The organism is Clostridium sp. AF17-21AC (genome assembly GCF_003461365.1).
Taxonomy (GTDB): domain Bacteria; phylum Bacillota; class Clostridia; order Lachnospirales; family Lachnospiraceae; genus Coprococcus; species Coprococcus ammoniilyticus.
In genome coordinates this window covers 143,849-163,641 of the sequence record NZ_QTWY01000004.1, presented here as the reverse complement: position 1 = coordinate 163,641, position 19,793 = coordinate 143,849, and the positions used below count along the sequence as shown (strand labels likewise).

The window sequence follows — 19,793 nt, the reverse complement described above, 5'->3', positions numbered from 1 at the left end:
ATTATATTTTACTGCATGGCAGGAAGATAAACCACTTACAGTTGATGTAAGGTTTCTATGCTAAATGCTAAAGGGCGGCGATGTGACGTTTGTGCCAGATCGCCGCTGCTTTTCTTTATATTTATTCTATCCGATGTGCTTGCCCGCTTCAAGGTAATAGTTATGAATTATTTTGGCTATCAAGTGGAACTATATAAACATATCCGAAAGAAACAAATTTTCTTGATAAAGATCATGTTTCTTCACTCAAAGATAGCTTTACAAAATACACCTCTAAGGCTACTACAATAGGTAGGGCGCAAGGTCTTATGCAGAAGCACTTTGAGACCTTGCGCCCTCTGTTATTCTACCCTAAAAATACTTTGCCAGCTGCTTCAGACCACGCCGGATGCTGTCACGGATACAGGTAAGTTTGCATCCTTCATTACTCTTTAATGGAATTTGTATTCTCAGTTTTATAATCGGTATAATCAAGCCCATTAACCGGCATAATAAGGTCATTCCATCACATAAACCGGAACGATACGATATTATTGAGGTGAACGATTATGCCGATTGATGATTTAACTGCTTTAGGGCAAAAAATGCGGGAAGCCCGAAAGAATAAAGAACTGACACAACAGGAACTTTCTGATCTGAGCCATGTTTCTGTAAAGCAAATCGCCAATATCGAAAAAGGGAAAATGAATCCTTCCTATTTGATTTTGAGAGCATTGGCAAAGGTCCTGCACATCTCTTTAGATACACTTATAAATCCAGATGTTTCTCTGGAGGATGAGGGTGTCAATCAGATGAAAATGCTTTATTCCAGCTGTCCGCCAGAAATGCGTGACACCCTGCTGCATCACACCCAGGAAACGGTGAAAGAACTGACAGAGTTGTCCGAAAAATTTGAAACGAATTGAGCCAGTGAGTGAAATTTAACGATTCTCTCACTGGTTCTTTTCATTTCATATAAATTTAATCAAATAAGAAAGTTAACTTATACATATCAAATTTAGGTTACAAAAGGGACAAAGCTGATTTTTTACATCTACTGTCCCTTTTACATTTCCGTTATTATCTATTCATACTATATATCGTAAATAATTCCAGGTGGTAACAAAAAATTTAAAATTCTTTTAAAGTCAGAAAAGAAGTTCCCTACTCATTTAGACAATGAACTCTTTACGTTGATGAGTTGTCAACTGTATACTATTTTTTTACTTTTTTCCAAAATACAAAATATTTTACAGCAAACTGTAGAAAAGTAATAACATATACAACTAACATTACCCTAAAAAATACTGGTATCCAGCCTGGTTCACTGGGATCTGTTACAATAGTATCAATCAGGATACAAAGAATCATCAATATTAACGGAATTACTCTTCCACGAAAAATCCGATTCATCATATCCAGACGGGAGATGTCGTCACAGAATATTTCCTCTTTCTGTTGCATCTTGTCTGCTGGTTTCCTGAAATAATTGTATCCATCAAATTCTGTCAGGTATTCCCATCCGCAATCTTCAAACATTCGTATATATTCACTCTGATGTTTGATTCCTTCTTTATTGTAATCTAGCTGGTAAATTACCTTCTCAGGCTCACATCTCTCAAATGTATATAGTCCAGGAAATGTTACGCTCTTGAATTTCCAACCTTCCAAGTGCCTTTTGCTCAGGTAATTTTCTTCTTTTTCGTACTCCATAATACTAAACCAGCGAATTTCTTTTTTGAGTTTCTTCATTGCGTTACCTCCTGTGCATTACGATACAATCTGCGGATTCTTTTTAGCTCAAGCTCCAGAACTTCCGTACCGAGTTCTGTGATCTCATAAATTTTCCTTTTATCTTCTTCCCTGATAAAATGGATTAGGCCATCTTTTTCCATTTTTGAAAGACTTCCATACATGGTTCCAGGACCAAGTACCACTTCATTTTCTGTCAGTTCTCTTACTTTTTGTACAATCCCGTATCCATGATTTGGAGTACGAAGACATAACAATATGTAAAAACTTGTCTCCGTCATGGGAACGTAAACCTTTTTTATATGTGCATCCATAAACCTTTCCTTTCAGTGCGATATATCGTACTTCGATACTTGCATTATATCGCACTGTGATATATTTATCAATACAGTAATACAGTTATCATAAAAAAACCAGAAAATCAGTGTGTCCATTACTGATCTCTGATTTTTTATTTACAGATAATATATCACATGCTCTCTAATAGTGTCCTACAGAAGCATAAACTGATACAGCGTATTTTTATGGTTCTTTAAATAATCTTTGCATAAGAATCCATACTTGCATCGACTTTCATTATCAACTTACACATATCAAATTTATTTTCATAGGTTATAACTTATATTCTATTTTAATTTTCAAAGTATACCATATCCCATGATCGTTCCGTTATTGATATCATAGCTTCTCTGGTTCACGGCATTACTGGAGTTTCCTTCCACGGTGTATACGGTACTGCCTTCGGTTTTCTCCACGATTCCCACATGGTCTGAGGTTCCGTCCCCGTTCCAGTCAAAAAAGATCAGGGTTCCGGGTGCTGGGGAATATCCCCGGCTTTTCCACTTTCCCTTGCTCTGGAACCATGCGATTCCATCATCGCACAGGGAGAATTTTGGCATCTTGCCGCTCTTGATGAGTCCTGCCTGATCCCCACACCAGCTGGCAAAGCAGGCACACCATGCCACATGGCTGTCAAAGCCATACCACGACCAGAACTTCTGGCCTCCCTCATTTCCAAGCTGGGTAAGTGCCACCGATACGATCTGGCCGTTGCCTCCAAACAGGCCGGCAAACAATCCGCCGCTGGAATAATACCGCAGGACATGTGGGACGTACTCTGGGTCGCCATAGGCACTCCATCCATGCGAAGCCGCCTGCTCGTTGGAAAACTGCAGGGCATTTTCGGCACTGTAACCGCCATACTTCCGTATCGCCCACGTTATGTATCCGTTGCCGTAGTTATATCCTTGCAGGGACAGTTTCAGCTTATCCATATCCTGTGGACTGGTGCATCCGGCTTCCTTCAGGCAGTCTGCATAATACTGGATTCCTACCTGTATGGAGTAATCTGCGTCCTGGATGGCATTGGGACTGTTGGAGTACCTGGTGTTGTATGGGCACTCACTGCTCTGCATGGGATCGGTTCCCCGGCCGCCGGATTCCTGCATCATGATCGCCTGTATCACGGAAACGTATTCGGGGATTCCGTACTGGTTGGCATATTTCTGGATAGCTGTTGTATAGGAAAGGACTTCCTGACTCAATGCTTCGTTGCTCTCTGAGCTTCCTGAAAATGCCGCACCGCCAATGATTCCGACCATGATAACCAATAAAAGAACGATAACTGCTCCGGCGGCTCCCAGTGCAGCCATCATGGACTGCACGGTTTTCGCTGCCGCTTCCACGGCGGCTTTGGCTGCCTTGAAGGTATTCTGCCCTGCCCTTGCCGTTTTCTGCATCCGGCGGACGTTGTTGGACGTCTGCATGGCAGCTTTCTTCGCCGCCTGCTTCGCTGCCCTTCGTTCCATCTGCTTCTGCATCCGGGCTGTCAGGGCGTTGGAGCTGGCCGCACGGAGCTTCTGCTCTGGCTGGACGCTGATCTTCGCAGACTGGGGAGCCGTCTTGATGATACGCTTCTGTATGGTTTTCGGCTCCGGCTGTTTCCTTGGTTTTTCTTTAATCCGAATGGTTTCCGGCTGTTTCTGTCGGATGGTGGTCTGCCTTACTGTATCTTTTGCTTCCTTCTTCCGGCTCTGTTCTCGGATGGAGAGCTGCTTCATTTCTGCTATTTCCTGTCTGTTCTGGATTCTTGGTGTCTCCCTGGCAGCCCGGATCTTCTGCTCTTTCGTTTTGACGGCATCTGAAACCACCTTTTGCCGCTGGGCTTCCTGGATCTGTACCTCCCGGATCTGTGCTTCCTGAGCTTCCCGGCTGGCAGGATTGGCGGTCTGTGTGTCCCCTGTTCCTCTGGCGGTTTCTTTCTCCGCTTCTTTTTTGCCAGCGGCTCTCTGTTTGATCTTCTCGTAGGAAGTCTGTGCGGCTGTCTTTCCGGCTCTGGTTACAGTTCTGCCTGTCTTTCTTGCAGCCCATTCCTCTGCGGATGTGACTTTCCCACTGGCATATTCGGATGGGGACTGTTCTCCCATGTCATTGTCCCTGGCATTTGCGATGGTCTGGGATTTTTCCTTGCTCTCCAGTATGGCCGTCCGCATCAGCTCCTTGGGGATTCTGGAGGCAGGATTTTTGGTCTTTGGTTTTGTTGTAACTTCTTTGGTTTTGATATCCTTCATCTCTCACCTCCAGTCTCGGCTTGTCCCGCTCTTACGCTTCGCCCGGCTTGGTCGTCATCAGGCGGTACAGTTTTGTATTTCTTGGAAACGAATTTTCAAATGGCACCAGATTTCCGGAACAGCGGATCAGACCATGGCCGGCACCCACATTGGTGATGTAGGATAACTGGTTGTCTGAAATATTCAGAAGTGCCGCCAGCTCGTCCCGGTCGGTGGTGGCCTGATTCAAAAGGATCAGGAACTCACTGTTCGCCAGCATCAGGCGGGCGGTATCGGATTTCAGAAGTTCCTCTACGTTCTGGGTAAGCCCGGTGACAAATCCGGAATACTTACGGATACGCTTGTACAGGCGGTAGAAAAAGTCCGCACTGTATTCGTAGCGGAACAGCAGATAAAACTCATCCGCAAAGATCCATGTCGTTTTTCCCTTCTTCCAGTTCTGGATCACACGGTTGAAAATAGAATCCAGTGTGACCAGCATGCCAAGGGGCATCAGCTGTTCGCCCAGCTCCCGAATATCATAGTCGATGATACGGCTCTTCGTGTTGACATTGGTTTCCTGGGCAAAGGTGTTCAGACTTCCGTTGATAAACAATTCCGAAGACAAGGCCAGTCCTCTGGCTTCTTCCTCCGGCTGGAGCATGAGCTGTCGGTACAGGTCTTTCAAAGTCGGCACCTGCCCTTTGTAACCGCCCCTCATATAATCCCGGTACACATCTGCGGTGCAGCGGTCGAGGATGGATTTCTCCTTTGCCGAAAGGTTTCCGGCTCCGACAAGTTGCTCAAACAAGGACAGGATAAATTCTGACTTCTCAATGAGCGGGTTGCGGTCATTGCCATAGGCGGAATCCATGTCCAGTGCATTCAGATGAGTATCCGAGGTTGCCGAGATCCGGATAACCTCTCCGTTTAAGGCTTCCACCAGAGAAGCAAACTCCGACTCTGGATCAAGGATGAGGATGTCATCTTCCGTGGAAAGGGCAAGGTCTACGATCTCCTCTTTTGCTGAGAAGCTCTTTCCCGAACCGCTGACACCCAGTCGGAAAGAGTTGCCATTTAACAGTTTCCTTCGGTCTGCCACCAGCATATTTTTGCTGACTGCATTCTGCCCATAATAGATGCCGCCCGGCTGCATGATCTCCTGCGTATGGAATGGAATCAATACGGCAGTGGACTCTGTGGTAAGGGTTCGCACGGCATCGATTTTCCGCAGGCCATACGGCAGGACGGTATTCAGCCCATCGACCTGTTGCCATTTCAGGGTTGCCATCTGGCAGAGATGTTTTCTGGCAATGGAATACAGGGTTTCCGTATCAGAATCTAACTGCTTCTTGCTGTCTGCCATATGTACCATCGTCAAGATACCGAACATCATTCTCTGATCCCTGGTGGTCAGGTCATCCAGCATCTCCTTGGTTTCTTTTCGCTGCAGCTCCATATCGTAAGGAACCACGGCAGAAAAGTTATTGTTTGCATTCTGGCGCCTCTGCCAGTTGGTGACATTTGTCTCTACGCCCAGCAGTCGGTTCTGGATCTCCCTCACTGCTTCGTCTGTCGGTACCGGGATGATGTCAATGGATAGCATCAGGTTTCTGCCAAGTCCGCACAGCTCCGATACCATCTCGTCTTTTACATAGCTGGCGTAATCTTCCATAAAAAGGACTCTGCCATATTGCTCACCCAGTTTAAAATGATCATTGTGGAATTCCATCGTGTCCGGGCAGATCCAGTCTTTGAAGCTGTGTCCTTTTTTCGCAAAGGCTTTCATGTCAAACGTGAAACTCTGCGGAACGTCTGCCTTGAAAAAGTCTCGGAAGATCTGGAGCCTCTGTTCTGCATCCAGTTCTTCCCCGATGGAGGACAGCTTGGCCAGATGGGTGATGATATCTGTTCCCACACGGGCGAAATAGGTTCTGGCTTCATCGATATTTTTCTTGTGAACGCTGACGGTCAGATAGCGTTCCTGATAGATGCTGTTGTTGGTACCGGAGATTTTGGACAGGAGCATGTCGTTGTACTCCTTCCGGTATGCATCAAGCCCGTCCCCTTTCATCGGAATCAGCAAGGACTGCTCAAACTCTTCCTTGTTGATCTTGCGGTTGTTCAGGGTAATCTTCGCCGTACAGCCGGAATCCAGTGCATTTAAAAGCTCGGAATAATCCAGAAACATTTCTGTCTTGTCCGCTTTGCTGGCAATGGAATAGTTGATATCCGTAAACCGGAATGTCCGGGAATACTTGCTCTCCACCTGAAAAATACCATCCGGCCAGATCTTGCGGATGGGGATTGCCTGCTGGACAGACCTCGGTACTTTAAATTTTTCTTTGTCCTGTTTCAGTGTCTGACTCAGGGTTTTAATCAAAGGCATCACCCCTTCCTTTTCGCTTCTTTGGTTTCTTCTGTTTCGTCCGCTTCTTCTCCAGAAGCTCCGCTCCGTTTCCCATCATTTTTTCACCCAGCCGCAGGCTCTCTTCCAGACAGGAAAAGTACAGGTTTTCCGACTTAAATACCAGCCGTTTCGGATACAGCAGTTCGGATTTGATGACTGTCCATGCAAACTGTTCTGCCGTCATGCCGTGGTAACGGAAAAAGCCGCAGGCCGCAAAGGGAGCCGCCCCAAGGATGCACAGCCATCCAGTTACCTGTTCCCCGGCATATTTCCGGGTGAGGAAATAAATCCCAAGGGCTGCCAGGATTGCCAGTACCGAAAATAAGCACTGCCGGAAACTTAACCCCCAGAACATTGACTCCTGATAGTCTCGGATTTCTTTATTCATTTTCACTTCCATGTTGTTTTCTACCTTTCTCTTTGTGATCTCTGTTTTTTCTTTGGTTTCTGTTTGGATGCATCCCCTTGCTGGGTGCCATTTCTTTCCATAAATCTTTTTGTTCCTTCCGGATCAAGCTCTGCCAGTTTTTTCAGGTCGAATGCAACCCTCTGGAAAATGCAGTAACCGGATGATGCGGTATCCGGCTGGATCGTTCCCAGCTTATACTGCTTTATAAAACGAAGCTTTTCTTTACTGAAATTGTGGTCGATATAGGCTTCATTGATACCGCCCAGCGGAGCAAAGGGCAGGTTTACCGTAAGGTCTGCAAAGCTTTCCGGGCATCCATCTTCCATGTGGTAAAGCCCGATATAGAGATTGTCATCGTTCATGTAACTGTCTACCCGGAGAAATAATTTCTCCCGGCCATACTGCCAGTCGTAGCTCAGTGTCTTTGGTTCTTCCATTTTTTTGCCTCCTATAATCCCATGATCTCTTTTACAATCCGGTCAGATGCTTTCACTGCCCCGACCAGTACCAGTAAGTTAAATACCAGCTCCCCGATGTAATTCCAGACAATCGTCACAGCAGACAGGCTGGTATCCTCGACGGCCGGCGGACTCGCCGCAAACACCGAAAAGATGATGCAGGCCAGTGCGATGATGGCTCCTTCCAGACATACCCCGGCATAGGAACGGATAAAATTCTTTCCTACGGACTGAGTTGGCTCCCCGGCAAAGGTTGCCAGCGGGATCGGTGCGATGGCTGTGTACATATACAGCTTGAACATTCTTCCGTATACAGTCAGAATCATGACAAATGACAATACCGTAATCAGCAGGCTGCCCAATAGGGTTACGATCCACAAAGGGATGGATTCCAGCATCCCGACTGCTTCGATCTTGTCCACGATCTCTGAGGGCAGTTCCGTTACCGTTCCACCTGCCATCCCGGAATGAGACATAATGCTGGAGATGATCCCCTGCACAATGGAAAAAATTGCCGTCAGAAGTTCCATGCCGGACATGACGGCTCCCTGTGCCAGTGCGAAACGGATAAAGGCTTTTACTACATGTTCCGGCTTTTTCATATCCGTGAAGCTCCCACAGGTTTTCACCAGCCCTGCCGCAAAAAATAAGACCAGCAGGCCGTACCCGATGGCTCGGAGCCCTCCGTTGATGTTCGTCATTACGCTCCAGATCGCACCGCCCTTGAAATTTTCCGGGCTTTGCGTCAGCAGTGTCCAGATCTCGGCCAGCTTGTCACTCCAGGTCTGCAAGGCAGAATTTAGATTCTGTACGATCCAGTTATCACTCAAACAGTTTCACCTCCCATCCTCAAAAGTGAGCAGGGAGCCGGCATTTCGCATGGCTCCCCTTCTGGACTCTTCTCCTATCCCATGATCAGGTCCAGGATCTCTTTTGCAAAGGTAATGATGATACCGCCTGCCAGTGTCAGAAATCCGTTTGCCCTCTGGCTTGGATCGTGGCTCTTTAAGGACAGACCGACCTGCACGATACCAAATCCCAGCAGGATCAGGCCAATGGCGCGGATCAGGGAAAAGATAAACGTGGACAGGTTATTGACTACGGTCAGCGGATCGCCTGCGGCATAAACGCAGGTCGCCCCAATGCAGATTGACAGTACCATGACTACATACAGAGCAAACAGTTTCTTCTGCCCTCTCTTCATCTTCAGCGGTGCGGTCTCTTTCCTGATTTCTGTGTGTTTCTTATTTTTCAGTAAATTCATTGGCTTTCCTCCCATCAAAAAAGCTCCCCGATGATGTCCTCATCCAGAAGCAGTTCGTAATCGTCATATCTTGTTTCGTCAAATGTAAAATCGTCATGCGCCAGCGGTGCTTTCGCATAATTGAACGGGCCGGCACCTCCGTCCTCGGTATACCGGATGTTGGGATGCTTCATCAGGTCATACTTGGCATCCAGTATGGGCCGCTCCCCGCGGATAAACAGAAGTGCATTCTGGTTATCCAGCATACGGACTTCATCCGGCTGTAACAGCTCCCTTCCGCTCTGCTGGAAGTTGGTGGAGTAGCTGCCGGATTTTCCTTTGGTCTGCCCGTAGGTGTTGGTGTCTATGGTTTCTTTCCCCAGTAATTCTGATACATATTTGTGTGTCTCTTTTTCATTGCCGCCCAGGTACAAAAACTCATCGCAGTTGCCCACCAGACTTTCCCAGGAGTCCTTGAACAGAGCCTTTAGCTGGCTCATGTTCTGGATGATGATGCTGCAGTAAATGGAACGGGAACGGCAGGTTGCCAGGATCTTCTCAAACTCATTTGGCAGGGATACGTTTGGAAACTCATCCATGATGCAGTTGACCGGAACCGGGAGGGCACCGCCATGCACACGGTCTGCCATGTAATAAAGCGTCTGGAAAAGCTGGCTGTAGATCATGCCTACCAGATAATTCAAAGAGGTGTCTGCATCCGGGATACAGCAGAAAAGGGCAACTTTTCTTTCTCCCATGCTGGAAAGATCCAGTTCATCAGTATTGGTCAGCTTGGCGATCTGCGGCAGATTGAAGGCTGCCAGCCGGACACCTACACTGATCAGGATGGACTTGGCGGTCTTTCCTGCCGCCTGCTTGTAAATGTGATACTGCTTGACGGCAATGCTGTCCGGGTCCCGCATCTCCAGACGGTCAAACAAAATGTCCAGAGGGGACTCGTAGTCCTCGTCCTCTTCTTTTACCTGTGCCGAGCCTAACATCTCCATGATCATGGCGAAGTTCTGTTCTTCCGGCGGAGCTTCGTGGAGCAGATACAGCATCAGTGCCTGAAGCAGTGCGGTTTCGCTCTTCTCCCAGAAGGGATCAGAAGACTGGGAACCTTTGGGTGTGGTGTTTTGTATCAGATTGGAAATAAGACGGAGCACGTCTTTGTCATCGTGGACATACTCGAATGGATTGTAGCAAAAAGATGTGTCGGGATTGATGAGGTCAAAGACACGCACCTCATATCCTTTCTTTTCCAGCAGGCCGCCTGTCTTTCGGAGCAGCTCGGCTTTCGGATCGGTGATGACCATCGAACAGCAGCACTGCATGATGTTTGGCAGGGCAAAGCCTCTGGATTTTCCTGCACCGGAGCCTCCCACTACGAGAATGTTGAGACATCTGCGGTGCTTGTGGGTGTCAAGGCTAATGCGGAAGTTCTGTGTCAGCAGGATGTTCTGGGAGTACGGCTTCTGGCTATATTTCTTACAGATCTGCCGGGCACCGCCCCATCTGGCAGAGCCATGTTCTTCCCCTCTGCGGTAGTTCTTCTGACTGGAATAAAAAATGCCGATCCCGGCTGCGTAAAGTAACGTGCAGACCAGCATCGACTTGATGGTATATTCCGTATAATGAAACTGGAAGGGATGGTTCAGCTTTTCTGTGAGAACCTTCATCAGCTCGAAAAGATTCCTGCCCGGCTGGATGGCATCCGCAAGCAGGATCGCTGCCCACCAGATGACAGGCAGTCCGGCAAGCCAGATCACCCAGTCTGACTTCCGGCTGTTTGTTACCGGGATGGCTGCTGTTTTGGCCTCTCTGCTCTCGGCAGATCCGTGATGTGGAAGCTGTCCACTCCCGGAACGAGGGCAAGGCTGCTTCCATTCTCCCAGTTTACGTGGATCTGCCCTGCATCGTCTACCATATCCACCTTACCTTTTAAGCCGGGTGGCATGTGGCTCTCCCCCTCCATGCTGTTAAGCGTGACCTCGGTTCCCGGCGGATATCTTCTCCGCATGGCTTCTATTCTTTCTTGTGTCATATTTCTGTATATTTGTACCACATCCTTTCTTCATCTTCCCCTTCCACGGTATGGGCGGTATCTGGATTTCATGATCTTTAAGAGGACGCTATCGATCCCATCGGAATAGCGTCCGTTTTTCAGGTATGTGTCCCGGAGCTGGTTTAAGGCTTCCACGGATTTGCTGTGTTCGGCTTCTGTCAGGTAGAGCTTTCCCTCTTCCTGCTCTGCCAGCTTCAGAACCAGATCCCGTGTGGTATCCACCGGAAGCCCCTGTTCTTTTTCCTGCCGGAACACTTCCCGGAGTGCATGGATCAGCATGTGGTTCATGATCCGGTCCATCTTTACATATCGCATTCTTGTCATAGGCGAGCCTCCTTTTTTCCTCTTTTTTCTCAACCACAACATACCACACTTCCTCCCGGAAAGCTACTGCAAAAGAGCCGGAAAAGCCCCTTTTTATCAGCGTTCCGGGGACTTTTTACTCTTGGCAGGTTTCTCCGTTTTTTCCTCCGGGATGGCAAATTCATCGGTCATAAATTCCTGCTCGCTTTTGCCAAGGTTGCGGTCTACCTGCTTGCCAATGGAATAGGCTGCACTCTTTACATCCTGGATAAAGGAGCGGAGTTCTTTCGGATCTTTCTGTCCGAATGCCTGCATCTGGCATACCTTGTCAAAGGAAAAACTGGAGACATCCATGCCGTATTTCTGTGCTGTCACATACGCCGCACAATAGGCCTGTGCCGATACCCCTGCCCTGCTGTAGCTTCCATCGTGATGGTCAAGGGATGCACAGGCCAGCTTCCGGCTGATGGAATGGAACGTTGCATTTTCGCTCATGCCATTTCGAACATAGATCGTCCGCTTATTCGGGATGTACTGTGCCTGTACCTTATCCGGCAGATTGTCTGCGATCTGAATCCGTACCTCGCTGTCAGTCAGCAGTGCTTCCATCAGCTGGTCCATCGGCTTTGGCTCTGCCTCTTCCGGCTGCTTGGTACGGATCTGGCTGATGTCATAGGCTTTCTGGATGGAGTACCCCTGCTGGATGACACCGTCCTTTTCATATTCCTGTCCGACAATGAAGTTGTATCCCTTGCTTCCGGTCTTGACTACCTTGCCTTCTTCCTTCCATTTTTCAAAGGTCTTGACCTGCCGTATCTCCGGATTCTGTGCATAAAGCAGGAACAGGTTGTCTGTCCTCTGCGGCTTGCACTGTCCCATAAAATCAAGGAATCCTTTTAAGGAGTCCCCATTCTGGAAGACCTCCTGTGCCTTTCCATCGATCATACCCCAGATTTCTTCCCTCTCCTGCTTTTTCTGTGCGGCATATTCTTCTTTCGATAACCGCTGGGCGGACTGCTCCTGCGAGTCCTGCCCTAAAAATTTTGTCAGGTCCATCTTCTACCTCGCTTTCACCTTTCGTTTATTTCTTGCTTTCTTCTGCGTTTTCCTTGGTCCACGGTTCTTTTCCCGGCTCCGCTTCTGGGATTCCTCTGCTTTCTCCCGTTTGATGTTCTCCAGCTCCCGGTGGACACTGGGACGCTCCTGTTCCCTCAGCCCTGCATCAGTCCCTTTTTCCTGCCCGGTAGAAATATTTCTGCTGTGCAAGGAAGAGCCGGACAGATTCTCTTCCCCCTCTTCCTGCACCGGGATAAAATTTTCCGGTTCGGAAAACTCCTTTTCGGGATGATTCTGGTTCTTTTCCTCTTCAGAAAAGTCCATGTCACCGACCTGGAATGCTTCGTCCAGATCGCTGATTTCAAACTGCACCTCGCCCTCCGGCATCTGCACAGTTTCCTGTACTGCTTCGGTTTCCGGTGCTTCCATTCCGGCGGTTACCTCATGGACAGCTTCCCCGACTTCGCTCCTTACAAAATCAAGGTTCATCTTATCCATGACACGGTTGACTTTGGCTGCATCATCGGCAAAGACCATGACCTCGCTCATTTCCGGGTTCTTTTTATCCCGGATGATCACATAGAGCAGTCCTCGTTTCCTGCCCTCACTGCAGAATTCACGCAGGCGGTCAGATGGCACAGTGAAGAACTTCAATGGCTTGTTCTCCTTTAACATCCGCACCATTCTGGTCTTGCCCCTCGTTTTCTTCTGGTCTTTTAATACGGCGGCAACAAATACCGCCAGATGCTTTGCCAGCGTACCCGAAAGCCTGAGCCCGTGGTCCACGCCGTCCAAGGAATACCGGACGATCTGGTCCGCCGCATCGCCTCCATAATTCATGTTGTTCACCTGCTTTCTGTTCTCGGTTTTCTGTTTTTCTCCGTCTGTTCTTCTTCCTGTCTCTGGATCTGCTCTGCCAGACGCATCTTTTCTTCCATCTCCTGGGACTGCTGTTCGATCCGGATACAAATGCGGATATCCTTTCGAAGCGGCTTCAGTTCTTCGGTGATCTGACCGATCCTGACACTGTCCGGTTCGCTCCGGTAGAGCCGCTTCCGCTCTTTCGTGAGTGCCTGTACCCTCTCTTCCAACGATGTGCGGTAGGTGAGTAGCTCTTCACGGGTAGTGATCTGATGCTTCTGTAGAAATTCCATCTGCTCGATCCTGGCATCCAGTTTTCGGATGTCTGCCCGGAGCACCGGGGAGATCCTTTTCGGCTTCTGCTTTAGGGCACCCATCTGGTACAGATAGGAATAGTACAGGGCCTGTATCCCTTTTAACTTCTTTTTCGGGGATCTGGAATCTCCTTCTTTTCCAGCAGGTATCCTGCTCTTGGGCTGCAAGATCCACTGCCGGATGCTCTCTTCCGAGTAATGCTTCCCAAGGCTCCGCAGACGGATATACCGTTCCATCCCCGGTGCTTTTAATGCAATGTACTTCCGGTTCAGCTTCCACTGGTATCCCCTCTGCTTCATCTGTTCCAGAAACTGTTTCCATGTGAAGCTCTCTGCCACAGCATCCCGGATGTCCAGACGGATCGAGGTTCTCCAGGTCGGCTTTCCGTCCTGTTCTGCCATCCACTGTGCATAGGATTTCCCTTTGCCGTTTTTCGGTTCGATGACAGATAAGCCGTATTTCAGACATAAGGCATCCGAAGCTTTCCTTACATCCTCATAGTAACTCCTGATGTTGCTGTGGTACTTTTTCCCATCTTCCATGCTCACGGAATTAAACACGATGTGGTTGTGGTAATGCTCCGTATTCAGATGGGTGGTGATGACTGCTTCGTATTTTCCCTGAAGGAGCCTTTCTGCCATTTCCATGCCGATCTGGTGAGCAAGCTCCGGGGTGACTTCCCCTTTGACAAAGCTCTGCACCAGATGGTACCCCTGTACTCCGTCCATCTTGTGGTATCGTTTCTTCGTAGCTACCATATCTTGATAGGCAGTCTCACAGACGCAGCCGATGGCATCCTCAAAAACGGAACGCTCCGTCTTGTCCCGATTCATGGCGTAATCGATGGCTTCTTCCAGAGAGCCGGCACTCTGCCCTTTCTTGGTGGTCTTATCCTTGTTTCGGATGTACGTGATGGAATTGTCCAGACGGCTGACCGGGATGATACTGGTGTATGCCATCGGCTACCATTCCTCTTTGACCAGTCTCCATGTCTCTTTCGTCATGCGGAGCATTTCCCGGATACTCTCTTCCCCGGCCATCCCACAGCCGTTGGCTACATGGGCAAGCTGGTTGGCGTTGTTGCACAGACCGGATATTTTCCGCAAAAGCTCCGTATGATGCTCACAGGGTCTTGCCCGGACTTCGCCGCCCATGACAAGGGAACGTATGTATTCCTCACGGGACAGGCCGCTTTTTTCTACCTGCTCTTCCAGAAAACGCAGCTCCTTTGTATTTAGGCGGACTGGTATCACATGGTTTCTTTTTCTCATCTCTTCACCTGCTTTCCAACGGGTTATTAATCGTTTCCTTACATTTCACGGTTTTTCCAGATCAGGAATCCTGTCAGCACGCCAATGGCTACGGCTGCAGCAATGATCTTTTTCTTCATATAGGCCTCACCCCCTTTCCGGTACCTGGCACAGCTCCATCGGGGCGAACATGATCCCTCTCTTTTCCATCTCTTTTGCGAATTCCAGGAGGTTCCATTTTTTCCCATCAATCATAGCAGAATCGGCATCCAGATAGTGGCAGGTGGATACGTTCCGCTCTCCATTTGGGGCATTCTGCACAAGGCTTTCCCCGTCTGCCAGACGGAACAGTTCCTCTCCCTGGCTGTTTACAAAACAGATGCACACGCCGTGGTCAATGATCTCCTTTGGTTTCATCCGGCACCGCTCCAGTGCCTCATCCTCACGCTTTCCAGCTATGAAAAGACACATTGCAAAAACGCCCATTACTCCTCCGGTCATTGTGCCAAATATAAATCCCAACATTTTTTCGTTCTCCTTTCGTCTGTTTACGGCTCGGTATGGGGGATTGGGGTTCTCCCCAAAGTGCGTTTGGATATCCAAACGCTATGCTTGCAAAACCAGTCGCATTTTGCTTCGTCCCCTCTGAACCTGTTATTTCTCTGAATCACTCGTTTTCCTTGATTTTGCTTAACCCATCCAGTGTGGTACAGATGATATGGAGCCTGTCAGCCATGCTGATCTCCGTGTTCATCGTCCCGGTGGTCTCTTTTCCGCAGACGACCACCATCCTGCACCGCCTTAATATCTGGTGGGACATTCTCCGCATGGCCTGCATATCCTCTGCATCCCCGTCATCAAGGAATGGGGAAAAGCTGTACTGCGGGCAGATCGGCACATATCCCAGTTCGTAGATCTTCCGGCAGTACCGCTGTACTTTGGTCTTTCCTTCTTCTGCAGAACAGCAGACATAAGCAAGTGCCTGTTCCAATACGACCATCTCCTTTCCTGGCCGGACAGGTTTCCTCTGCCCGGCGTTTTTCCAAAAAGAAACACCCACAAAGCATTCCGCTCTGTGGATGTCTTGTGGACATCTGGATTCTTTTCTTCTCTTTTTCAGATGTCTGGCAGACATCCGGTTACTGTGGTTCTTTATTCTCTGCTCCTGCCCCGGCTTCCAGTGCGATACGGACACGGTCGCTTCCCAGCTTATAATATGCATCCGTCACTTCGATGCCGACCGCCTGATAGCCTGATTCTGCCGCCGCAAGGATGGTAGTACCAGCTCCGGCGAACGGATCTAAGATCAGGCCGCCCGGCTCGCAGATCTGGATGACATCCTTCATCAGCTGGAGCGGCTTCTCTGTCACATGGATGCGGTTCTGTGGATTTCCATAACGGAACACACCCGGAAGGCAGGACACCGGGCGGTTGATCGGCATCGGGCCGTTGCTTCCCCACACGATATACTCTGCCTGCTGGCGGAACCTGCCTTTCTGCGGACGGGAGTTCCCCTTGTCCCAGACGGCTGTTCCTCTCCAGATCCAGCCTGCCCATTGGAGGGCATCAGTGATGGACGGGTACTGTCTCCAGTCAATAAAGAGGCAGATCGGAGCCCCTCTCTTGCAGGCTTTCCGCACATCGTAAAGCCATTCTGCCATCCAGTGGGTCCAGGAACGCTGGTCCTTGTTATCCCCATCAAAGTCCGGAAGGGCATTCTCTGCTTTCATGCTGCTGTACTTCTGGTTGGTGGTGCGGTTGCGTTCATTTTGCTTGGTTCCCCCGGACGCATAGGGCGGATCGGTCACGACTGCATCAAAGATTCCCGGCTGGAATCCTTTTACCAGCTTTAAGGTATCCCCATGCAGGATACGCCAGTTCTCCCCTCCGGCAGACTCATCCGGCAGGCAGTCCGGTTTTAAAAGATCTTCAAGTTTCAGGGTATTTCCCATAGGCATCATCCTTCCTCTTGCTTATTTCCCAGATTTCTCCGGAAGTGCTTCTATCTATGGAACTGCTCATCGGCAGGTATCCTCTTTTTTCGGTGTTTCTTTTCTCTGTGTTCTGGGCTGTTCACGGTGATCCGACAGTTCGGTTTCCACATATTCACTGATGATTCCCAGTGCTTCATAATAATTGCCACTCTTGTGGACACGGTCTGCCATCTCGTTGGCCTGTTCGGACATCCCGGCACGTCTGAGCAATCTTGAGGCATCGCCAAGAATCGAGAAAATATTTCCGTCATGCCCTAAGAGCTTCAGCTTCGGATGGGACGGCTTTGGTTCCGGCTGCTTTTCCTGCATCTCGTTTTCCGGTGCTTTCACCTGTACCTGGAAATCCGATCCGGCACCGACATAGAAATGTAAGTATAATTCACCGCCGTCTACTTTGATCTCCCGTTGTTCCAGACTTTCTCCCCAGCCATCGCTGTACTGGCCTCTCAGATACTGCCCCACCACACGGTATTCCTCTGGTGTCAGATTCTCCCGGAGTGTCAGGTTTGCACAGCCATATAAAACACCATCCTGTTCTTTTACCGCCATTGTAATGCGTTCCACTTTTTCCTTAATGTCCTTGTTTCGTTCAAAATAATCAATCAAGTTGCATGGCTGGTTGTCAGGCATACCGAGCCGGTTGATCTCGTCAACCTTTTCTGCTATAGCTGGCTGATACTGCACCAGGTCAGGTCCTTCCAATGGTTCCGCATCATCCAGATCCACAATGTCTGAATAGTCAGAGATAAACTCTGCCATCAGAGGGGACAGCATTTCCACTTCTATTTTTTCTTTGATAGACATCACCTCACTTCCTTGCTCTGCTGTTTCTCCGGTGTCCGGGCAGCCATCTTTGCCATGTCCGCCCAGTCTGCCCCTTCGATCTCTGGCAGGTTCTCGATGATCCGATAGCTTCCCTCATAGGCTTTTCGGATATGTTCACACGCCCAACGTCCGGCAAAGTCATTGTCGGTACACACTTCGATCTCGGTGATCTCCGGGTGTTGGGATAGAAAATGTTCCAGTGCCTGCGGCTTTTTCATACTCCGCTGGCTCTGTCCTTCTTTTGGTGCACTGATCCCGCCAAGCTCCAGACGGTACTTATCCCGACTTCCCTGTTCCAGTGTCATGTGAGCCAGCACATCCACACAGGCTTCATAAACGGCAACCCGTCTGCATCCTGTTTGTGCCGGAACACAAAAAGCGTATGCCTTTTCGCTTCCGGCCTGTTCCATCTTAAAAGACTTTCCGCTGGCATCGTAAATCCCACGCAGGAAAGCATACCTTGCCACCTGATTTTCGTCCCGACCTACGAACACAGCGTTGTGGTAAGGCAGGCTTTCATATAAGATTCCCAGATGAACACACCGCTGTAAGACCTCTCCGCTGATTCCACGCTCTTTCAGGTATCGGAACACCCTGCGGCAGTCCGGGCTGGCCGGCGGCAGGACAAACGGCTTCTTGGTTTTTTTCTCCACAGGCGGAGGGATGTAGGTGGGATACTCATCTTTCAGCATCTGCACCGCCTCCAGAAACGAACAGCCATCTACATGAATCAGGAAATTTAGGGCACTGGTGCCCCCAATATCTCTGGATTTCCAGTGCCACTGGCTGGTGAGTTCGTTGATCTTGAAGCTGTCATGATCTGTCAGCTCCCATTCATTCCTGGCAGAAGATTTTTTCAGGCGGTTCGGCTGGTATTTCTTCAGGTACTCAATGGCGGTGATCTCCCTTGCCCGTTTGATCTCTTCTTCCGGAATCCACGGCATTACATCACGGTGTCCCGGAGCTGCTCTACCTTATCTATTTTCTCCCACGGGAATTCCTTTCTTCCAAAATGCCCGAACACGGCACTCTGTCGGTAGATCGGCCGCTTCAGGTGCAGGGTGTCACAGATCTGGCTTGGGGTAAGCCCGAACACCAGGGGGATTGCTGCGGCGAGGCAGTCATCCGCACAGATCTTTCCGGTTCCAAAGGTATCTACCTGTACCATGACTGGCTGGGCAACCCCGATAGCATAGGCAAGGGATACCTGGCATCGGCTGGCAAGTCCGGCAGCCACCATGTTTTTGGCAATATAACGTGCCATGTATGCCCCGGAACGGTCAACTTTGGAACAGTCCTTCCCGGAGAATGCACCACCGCCATGCGGAACCAGACCGCCGTAGGTATCCACCATCAGCTTTCTTCCGGTCAGTCCGGTGTCTGCATCCAGACCTCCGCACACAAATCTGCCCGATGGATTGATCAGGATTTTGGTATCCTCATCTGGCGGCAGCATTCGAAGGGCCGGGCGCAACACTTTCTCCCGGATCTCATGCTCCAGTTTCCGAAGGGATTTTTCTTTTTCATGCTGGCAGGACACAATGACGGTATCCAGACGGACTGGCCTGTCATCTTCATATTCCACTGTGACCTGTGCTTTTCCGTCCGGCAGGATTCCCATGATATAACCGCTTCTGCGGCTTGCAGACAGTTCCCTCACGATGCGGTTCGCCAGAACCACTGGCATCGGCATAAGCTGCGGCGTCTCATCGCAGGCATATCCAACCATGATGCCCTGATCCCCGGCACCACTGGCAAGTCCGCTCTGAACAGAAACAGTCCCTACCCTGCGTTCTCTGGATTGCTCCACCGCCCCGGCAATGTCAGGACTCTGCTTGTGGATGAGTGCATCCATATGGATTCCTTCTGCTTCATAGTCTGCGCTCTCCAGCACCTTTTTGATGATTTCAAACACCTGTGGCTCATATCGGCTGGTGATCTCTCCTGCCACGATGATATTACCTTTGGTTGCCAGCACCTCGCAAGCCACCCTGGAATTTTCGTCCTCTTTCAGACACGCATCCAGAATGCTGTCTGCGATCAGGTCGCAGAGCTTATCCGGATGTCCTTCTGTTACGGATTCTGCTGTATAAAATCGTTTCATAATCGTTACCATCCTTTCCAACGTAACAAAAAAGGCAGGAAGCATTCTTTTTACGGAACACTTCCTGCCTTGCAATTATTTTTTCTTTATAAAGGAAAACTCCCCGGATATACCGGGGAGCTCCAGAAGCTATACCTTTCGGTCATACGGCTTCGTTGAAATTTTATATAGTACCCACTGTATCTTGATTGCTCAAGCATGGGACTTAATCATAGTATTT

23 protein-coding genes are annotated in these 19,793 nt (G+C 49.3%); 1 reads left to right on the top strand and 22 read right to left on the bottom strand.

Annotated features, from left to right (window positions below):
- Positions 1-351: 351 nt before the first annotated feature.
- The gene (locus DWW85_RS13040) at positions 352-480 is read right to left on the bottom strand and encodes a hypothetical protein (RefSeq protein WP_008400032.1); all 129 of its coding nucleotides are present in this window, start codon (positions 478-480) and stop codon (positions 352-354) included.
- Between the two features lie 68 nt (positions 481-548).
- Between DWW85_RS13040 and DWW85_RS07610 the strand changes: the two genes are divergently transcribed.
- Positions 549-905, top strand: a complete 357-nt coding sequence (locus DWW85_RS07610; RefSeq protein ID WP_005337966.1) for a helix-turn-helix transcriptional regulator — start codon at positions 549-551, stop codon at positions 903-905.
- Between the two features lie 289 nt (positions 906-1,194).
- On the opposite strand, the gene DWW85_RS07605 is transcribed toward DWW85_RS07610, so the two are convergent.
- The 21 genes from DWW85_RS07605 to metK all read right to left on the bottom strand — a co-directional run bounded on the left by DWW85_RS07605 (position 1,195) and on the right by metK (position 19,573).
- The gene (locus DWW85_RS07605; protein WP_117628468.1) at positions 1,195-1,731 is read right to left on the bottom strand and encodes a DUF2812 domain-containing protein; all 537 of its coding nucleotides are present in this window, start codon (positions 1,729-1,731) and stop codon (positions 1,195-1,197) included.
- On the bottom strand, positions 1,728-2,012 hold the full coding sequence (locus DWW85_RS07600) for a PadR family transcriptional regulator (protein ID WP_347470674.1): 285 nt from the start codon (positions 2,010-2,012) through the stop codon (positions 1,728-1,730). The genes DWW85_RS07605 and DWW85_RS07600 overlap by 4 nt, the downstream gene beginning before the upstream one ends.
- Positions 2,013-2,369: 357 nt before the next feature.
- Positions 2,370-4,301 (bottom strand): lysozyme family protein, encoded by a 1,932-nt coding sequence (locus DWW85_RS07590; protein ID WP_117808237.1) that lies wholly within the window; start codon positions 4,299-4,301, stop codon positions 2,370-2,372.
- Positions 4,302-4,332: 31 nt separating this feature from the next.
- Complete coding sequence (locus tag DWW85_RS07585; protein ID WP_117808236.1) at positions 4,333-6,669, bottom strand: VirB4-like conjugal transfer ATPase, CD1110 family; 2,337 nt, start codon at positions 6,667-6,669, stop codon at positions 4,333-4,335.
- A complete protein-coding gene (locus DWW85_RS07580) occupies positions 6,656-7,090 on the bottom strand; it encodes a PrgI family protein (protein ID WP_117628472.1) in 435 nt (144 codons plus the stop codon). The genes DWW85_RS07585 and DWW85_RS07580 overlap by 14 nt, the downstream gene beginning before the upstream one ends.
- 8 nt (positions 7,091-7,098) lie before the next feature.
- The gene (locus tag DWW85_RS07575; RefSeq protein WP_117628473.1) at positions 7,099-7,536 is read right to left on the bottom strand and encodes a DUF4313 domain-containing protein; all 438 of its coding nucleotides are present in this window, start codon (positions 7,534-7,536) and stop codon (positions 7,099-7,101) included.
- Positions 7,537-7,547: 11 nt separating this feature from the next.
- On the bottom strand, positions 7,548-8,387 hold the full coding sequence (locus DWW85_RS07570) for a hypothetical protein (protein ID WP_117808235.1): 840 nt from the start codon (positions 8,385-8,387) through the stop codon (positions 7,548-7,550).
- Positions 8,388-8,461: 74 nt separating this feature from the next.
- Positions 8,462-8,836, bottom strand: a complete 375-nt coding sequence (locus DWW85_RS07565) for a glutamyl-tRNA amidotransferase (protein ID WP_117808234.1) — start codon at positions 8,834-8,836, stop codon at positions 8,462-8,464.
- Positions 8,836-10,569, bottom strand: a complete 1,734-nt coding sequence (locus tag DWW85_RS07560) for a VirD4-like conjugal transfer protein, CD1115 family (RefSeq protein ID WP_117808233.1) — start codon at positions 10,567-10,569, stop codon at positions 8,836-8,838. Before DWW85_RS07560 ends, DWW85_RS07565 begins: the two co-directional genes overlap by 1 nt.
- A gap of 23 nt (positions 10,570-10,592) precedes the next feature.
- Positions 10,593-10,844 (bottom strand): DUF4314 domain-containing protein, encoded by a 252-nt coding sequence (locus DWW85_RS07555; protein WP_015513377.1) that lies wholly within the window; start codon positions 10,842-10,844, stop codon positions 10,593-10,595.
- A gap of 30 nt (positions 10,845-10,874) precedes the next feature.
- Complete coding sequence (locus DWW85_RS07550; protein WP_015513376.1) at positions 10,875-11,189, bottom strand: hypothetical protein; 315 nt, start codon at positions 11,187-11,189, stop codon at positions 10,875-10,877.
- A 96-nt stretch (positions 11,190-11,285) separates the two neighbouring features.
- Positions 11,286-12,224 (bottom strand): ArdC-like ssDNA-binding domain-containing protein, encoded by a 939-nt coding sequence (locus DWW85_RS07545; protein ID WP_117808232.1) that lies wholly within the window; start codon positions 12,222-12,224, stop codon positions 11,286-11,288.
- 3 nt (positions 12,225-12,227) lie between these two features.
- Entirely contained in the window at positions 12,228-13,064 is an 837-nt protein-coding gene (locus DWW85_RS07540; RefSeq protein ID WP_117808231.1) for a PcfB family protein, read from the bottom strand.
- Positions 13,065-13,069: 5 nt separating this feature from the next.
- On the bottom strand, positions 13,070-14,359 hold the full coding sequence (locus DWW85_RS07535) for a relaxase/mobilization nuclease domain-containing protein (protein ID WP_117808230.1): 1,290 nt from the start codon (positions 14,357-14,359) through the stop codon (positions 13,070-13,072).
- A 3-nt stretch (positions 14,360-14,362) separates the two neighbouring features.
- On the bottom strand, positions 14,363-14,671 hold the full coding sequence (gene mobC, locus DWW85_RS07530) for a plasmid mobilization relaxosome protein MobC (protein WP_117808229.1): 309 nt from the start codon (positions 14,669-14,671) through the stop codon (positions 14,363-14,365).
- A 126-nt stretch (positions 14,672-14,797) separates the two neighbouring features.
- Positions 14,798-15,175: a DUF3789 domain-containing protein gene (locus tag DWW85_RS07525; protein WP_117808228.1), complete on the bottom strand. Its 378-nt coding sequence runs from the start codon at positions 15,173-15,175 to the stop codon at positions 14,798-14,800.
- A gap of 142 nt (positions 15,176-15,317) precedes the next feature.
- The gene (locus DWW85_RS07520) at positions 15,318-15,650 is read right to left on the bottom strand and encodes a hypothetical protein (RefSeq protein ID WP_044920437.1); all 333 of its coding nucleotides are present in this window, start codon (positions 15,648-15,650) and stop codon (positions 15,318-15,320) included.
- A gap of 139 nt (positions 15,651-15,789) precedes the next feature.
- Positions 15,790-16,611: a site-specific DNA-methyltransferase gene (locus tag DWW85_RS07515; RefSeq protein ID WP_117808227.1), complete on the bottom strand. Its 822-nt coding sequence runs from the start codon at positions 16,609-16,611 to the stop codon at positions 15,790-15,792.
- A 57-nt stretch (positions 16,612-16,668) separates the two neighbouring features.
- A complete protein-coding gene (locus DWW85_RS07510) occupies positions 16,669-17,448 on the bottom strand; it encodes a hypothetical protein (RefSeq protein WP_242996089.1) in 780 nt (259 codons plus the stop codon).
- Complete coding sequence (locus DWW85_RS07505; protein ID WP_117808226.1) at positions 17,448-18,413, bottom strand: DUF3991 domain-containing protein; 966 nt, start codon at positions 18,411-18,413, stop codon at positions 17,448-17,450. Before DWW85_RS07505 ends, DWW85_RS07510 begins: the two co-directional genes overlap by 1 nt.
- Positions 18,413-19,573 carry a methionine adenosyltransferase gene (metK, locus tag DWW85_RS07500; RefSeq protein ID WP_117808225.1) on the bottom strand — a complete coding sequence of 387 codons (1,161 nt, stop codon included), beginning with the start codon at positions 19,571-19,573 and terminating at the stop codon, positions 18,413-18,415. Before metK ends, DWW85_RS07505 begins: the two co-directional genes overlap by 1 nt.
- Positions 19,574-19,793 lie beyond the last annotated feature (220 nt).

Bases quoted from the DNA above. Each gene is read 5' to 3' on its own strand.
- DWW85_RS07565 (WP_117808234.1), bottom strand. From the start codon at position 8,836: ATGGGAGGAAAGCCAATGAATTTACTGAAAAATAAGAAACACACAGAA.
- DWW85_RS07605 (WP_117628468.1), bottom strand. From the start codon at position 1,731: ATGAAGAAACTCAAAAAAGAAATTCGCTGGTTTAGTATTATGGAGTAC.
- DWW85_RS13040 (WP_008400032.1), bottom strand. From the start codon at position 480: ATGGGCTTGATTATACCGATTATAAAACTGAGAATACAAATTCCATTA.
- DWW85_RS07515 (WP_117808227.1), bottom strand. From the start codon at position 16,611: ATGATGCCTATGGGAAATACCCTGAAACTTGAAGATCTTTTAAAACCG.
- DWW85_RS07610 (WP_005337966.1), top strand. From the start codon at position 549: ATGCCGATTGATGATTTAACTGCTTTAGGGCAAAAAATGCGGGAAGCC.
- DWW85_RS07520 (WP_044920437.1), bottom strand. From the start codon at position 15,650: ATGGTCGTATTGGAACAGGCACTTGCTTATGTCTGCTGTTCTGCAGAA.
- mobC (WP_117808229.1), bottom strand. From the start codon at position 14,671: ATGAGAAAAAGAAACCATGTGATACCAGTCCGCCTAAATACAAAGGAG.
- DWW85_RS07545 (WP_117808232.1), bottom strand. From the start codon at position 12,224: ATGGACCTGACAAAATTTTTAGGGCAGGACTCGCAGGAGCAGTCCGCC.
- DWW85_RS07525 (WP_117808228.1), bottom strand. From the start codon at position 15,175: ATGTTGGGATTTATATTTGGCACAATGACCGGAGGAGTAATGGGCGTT.
- DWW85_RS07580 (WP_117628472.1), bottom strand. From the start codon at position 7,090: ATGGAAGTGAAAATGAATAAAGAAATCCGAGACTATCAGGAGTCAATG.
- metK (WP_117808225.1), bottom strand. From the start codon at position 19,573: ATGAAACGATTTTATACAGCAGAATCCGTAACAGAAGGACATCCGGAT.
- DWW85_RS07510 (WP_242996089.1), bottom strand. From the start codon at position 17,448: ATGTCTATCAAAGAAAAAATAGAAGTGGAAATGCTGTCCCCTCTGATG.
- DWW85_RS07555 (WP_015513377.1), bottom strand. From the start codon at position 10,844: ATGACACAAGAAAGAATAGAAGCCATGCGGAGAAGATATCCGCCGGGA.
- DWW85_RS07505 (WP_117808226.1), bottom strand. From the start codon at position 18,413: ATGCCGTGGATTCCGGAAGAAGAGATCAAACGGGCAAGGGAGATCACC.
- DWW85_RS07585 (WP_117808236.1), bottom strand. From the start codon at position 6,669: ATGCCTTTGATTAAAACCCTGAGTCAGACACTGAAACAGGACAAAGAA.
- DWW85_RS07575 (WP_117628473.1), bottom strand. From the start codon at position 7,536: ATGGAAGAACCAAAGACACTGAGCTACGACTGGCAGTATGGCCGGGAG.
- DWW85_RS07535 (WP_117808230.1), bottom strand. From the start codon at position 14,359: ATGGCATACACCAGTATCATCCCGGTCAGCCGTCTGGACAATTCCATC.
- DWW85_RS07590 (WP_117808237.1), bottom strand. From the start codon at position 4,301: ATGAAGGATATCAAAACCAAAGAAGTTACAACAAAACCAAAGACCAAA.
- DWW85_RS07600 (WP_347470674.1), bottom strand. From the start codon at position 2,012: ATGACGGAGACAAGTTTTTACATATTGTTATGTCTTCGTACTCCAAAT.
- DWW85_RS07550 (WP_015513376.1), bottom strand. From the start codon at position 11,189: ATGACAAGAATGCGATATGTAAAGATGGACCGGATCATGAACCACATG.
- DWW85_RS07540 (WP_117808231.1), bottom strand. From the start codon at position 13,064: ATGAATTATGGAGGCGATGCGGCGGACCAGATCGTCCGGTATTCCTTG.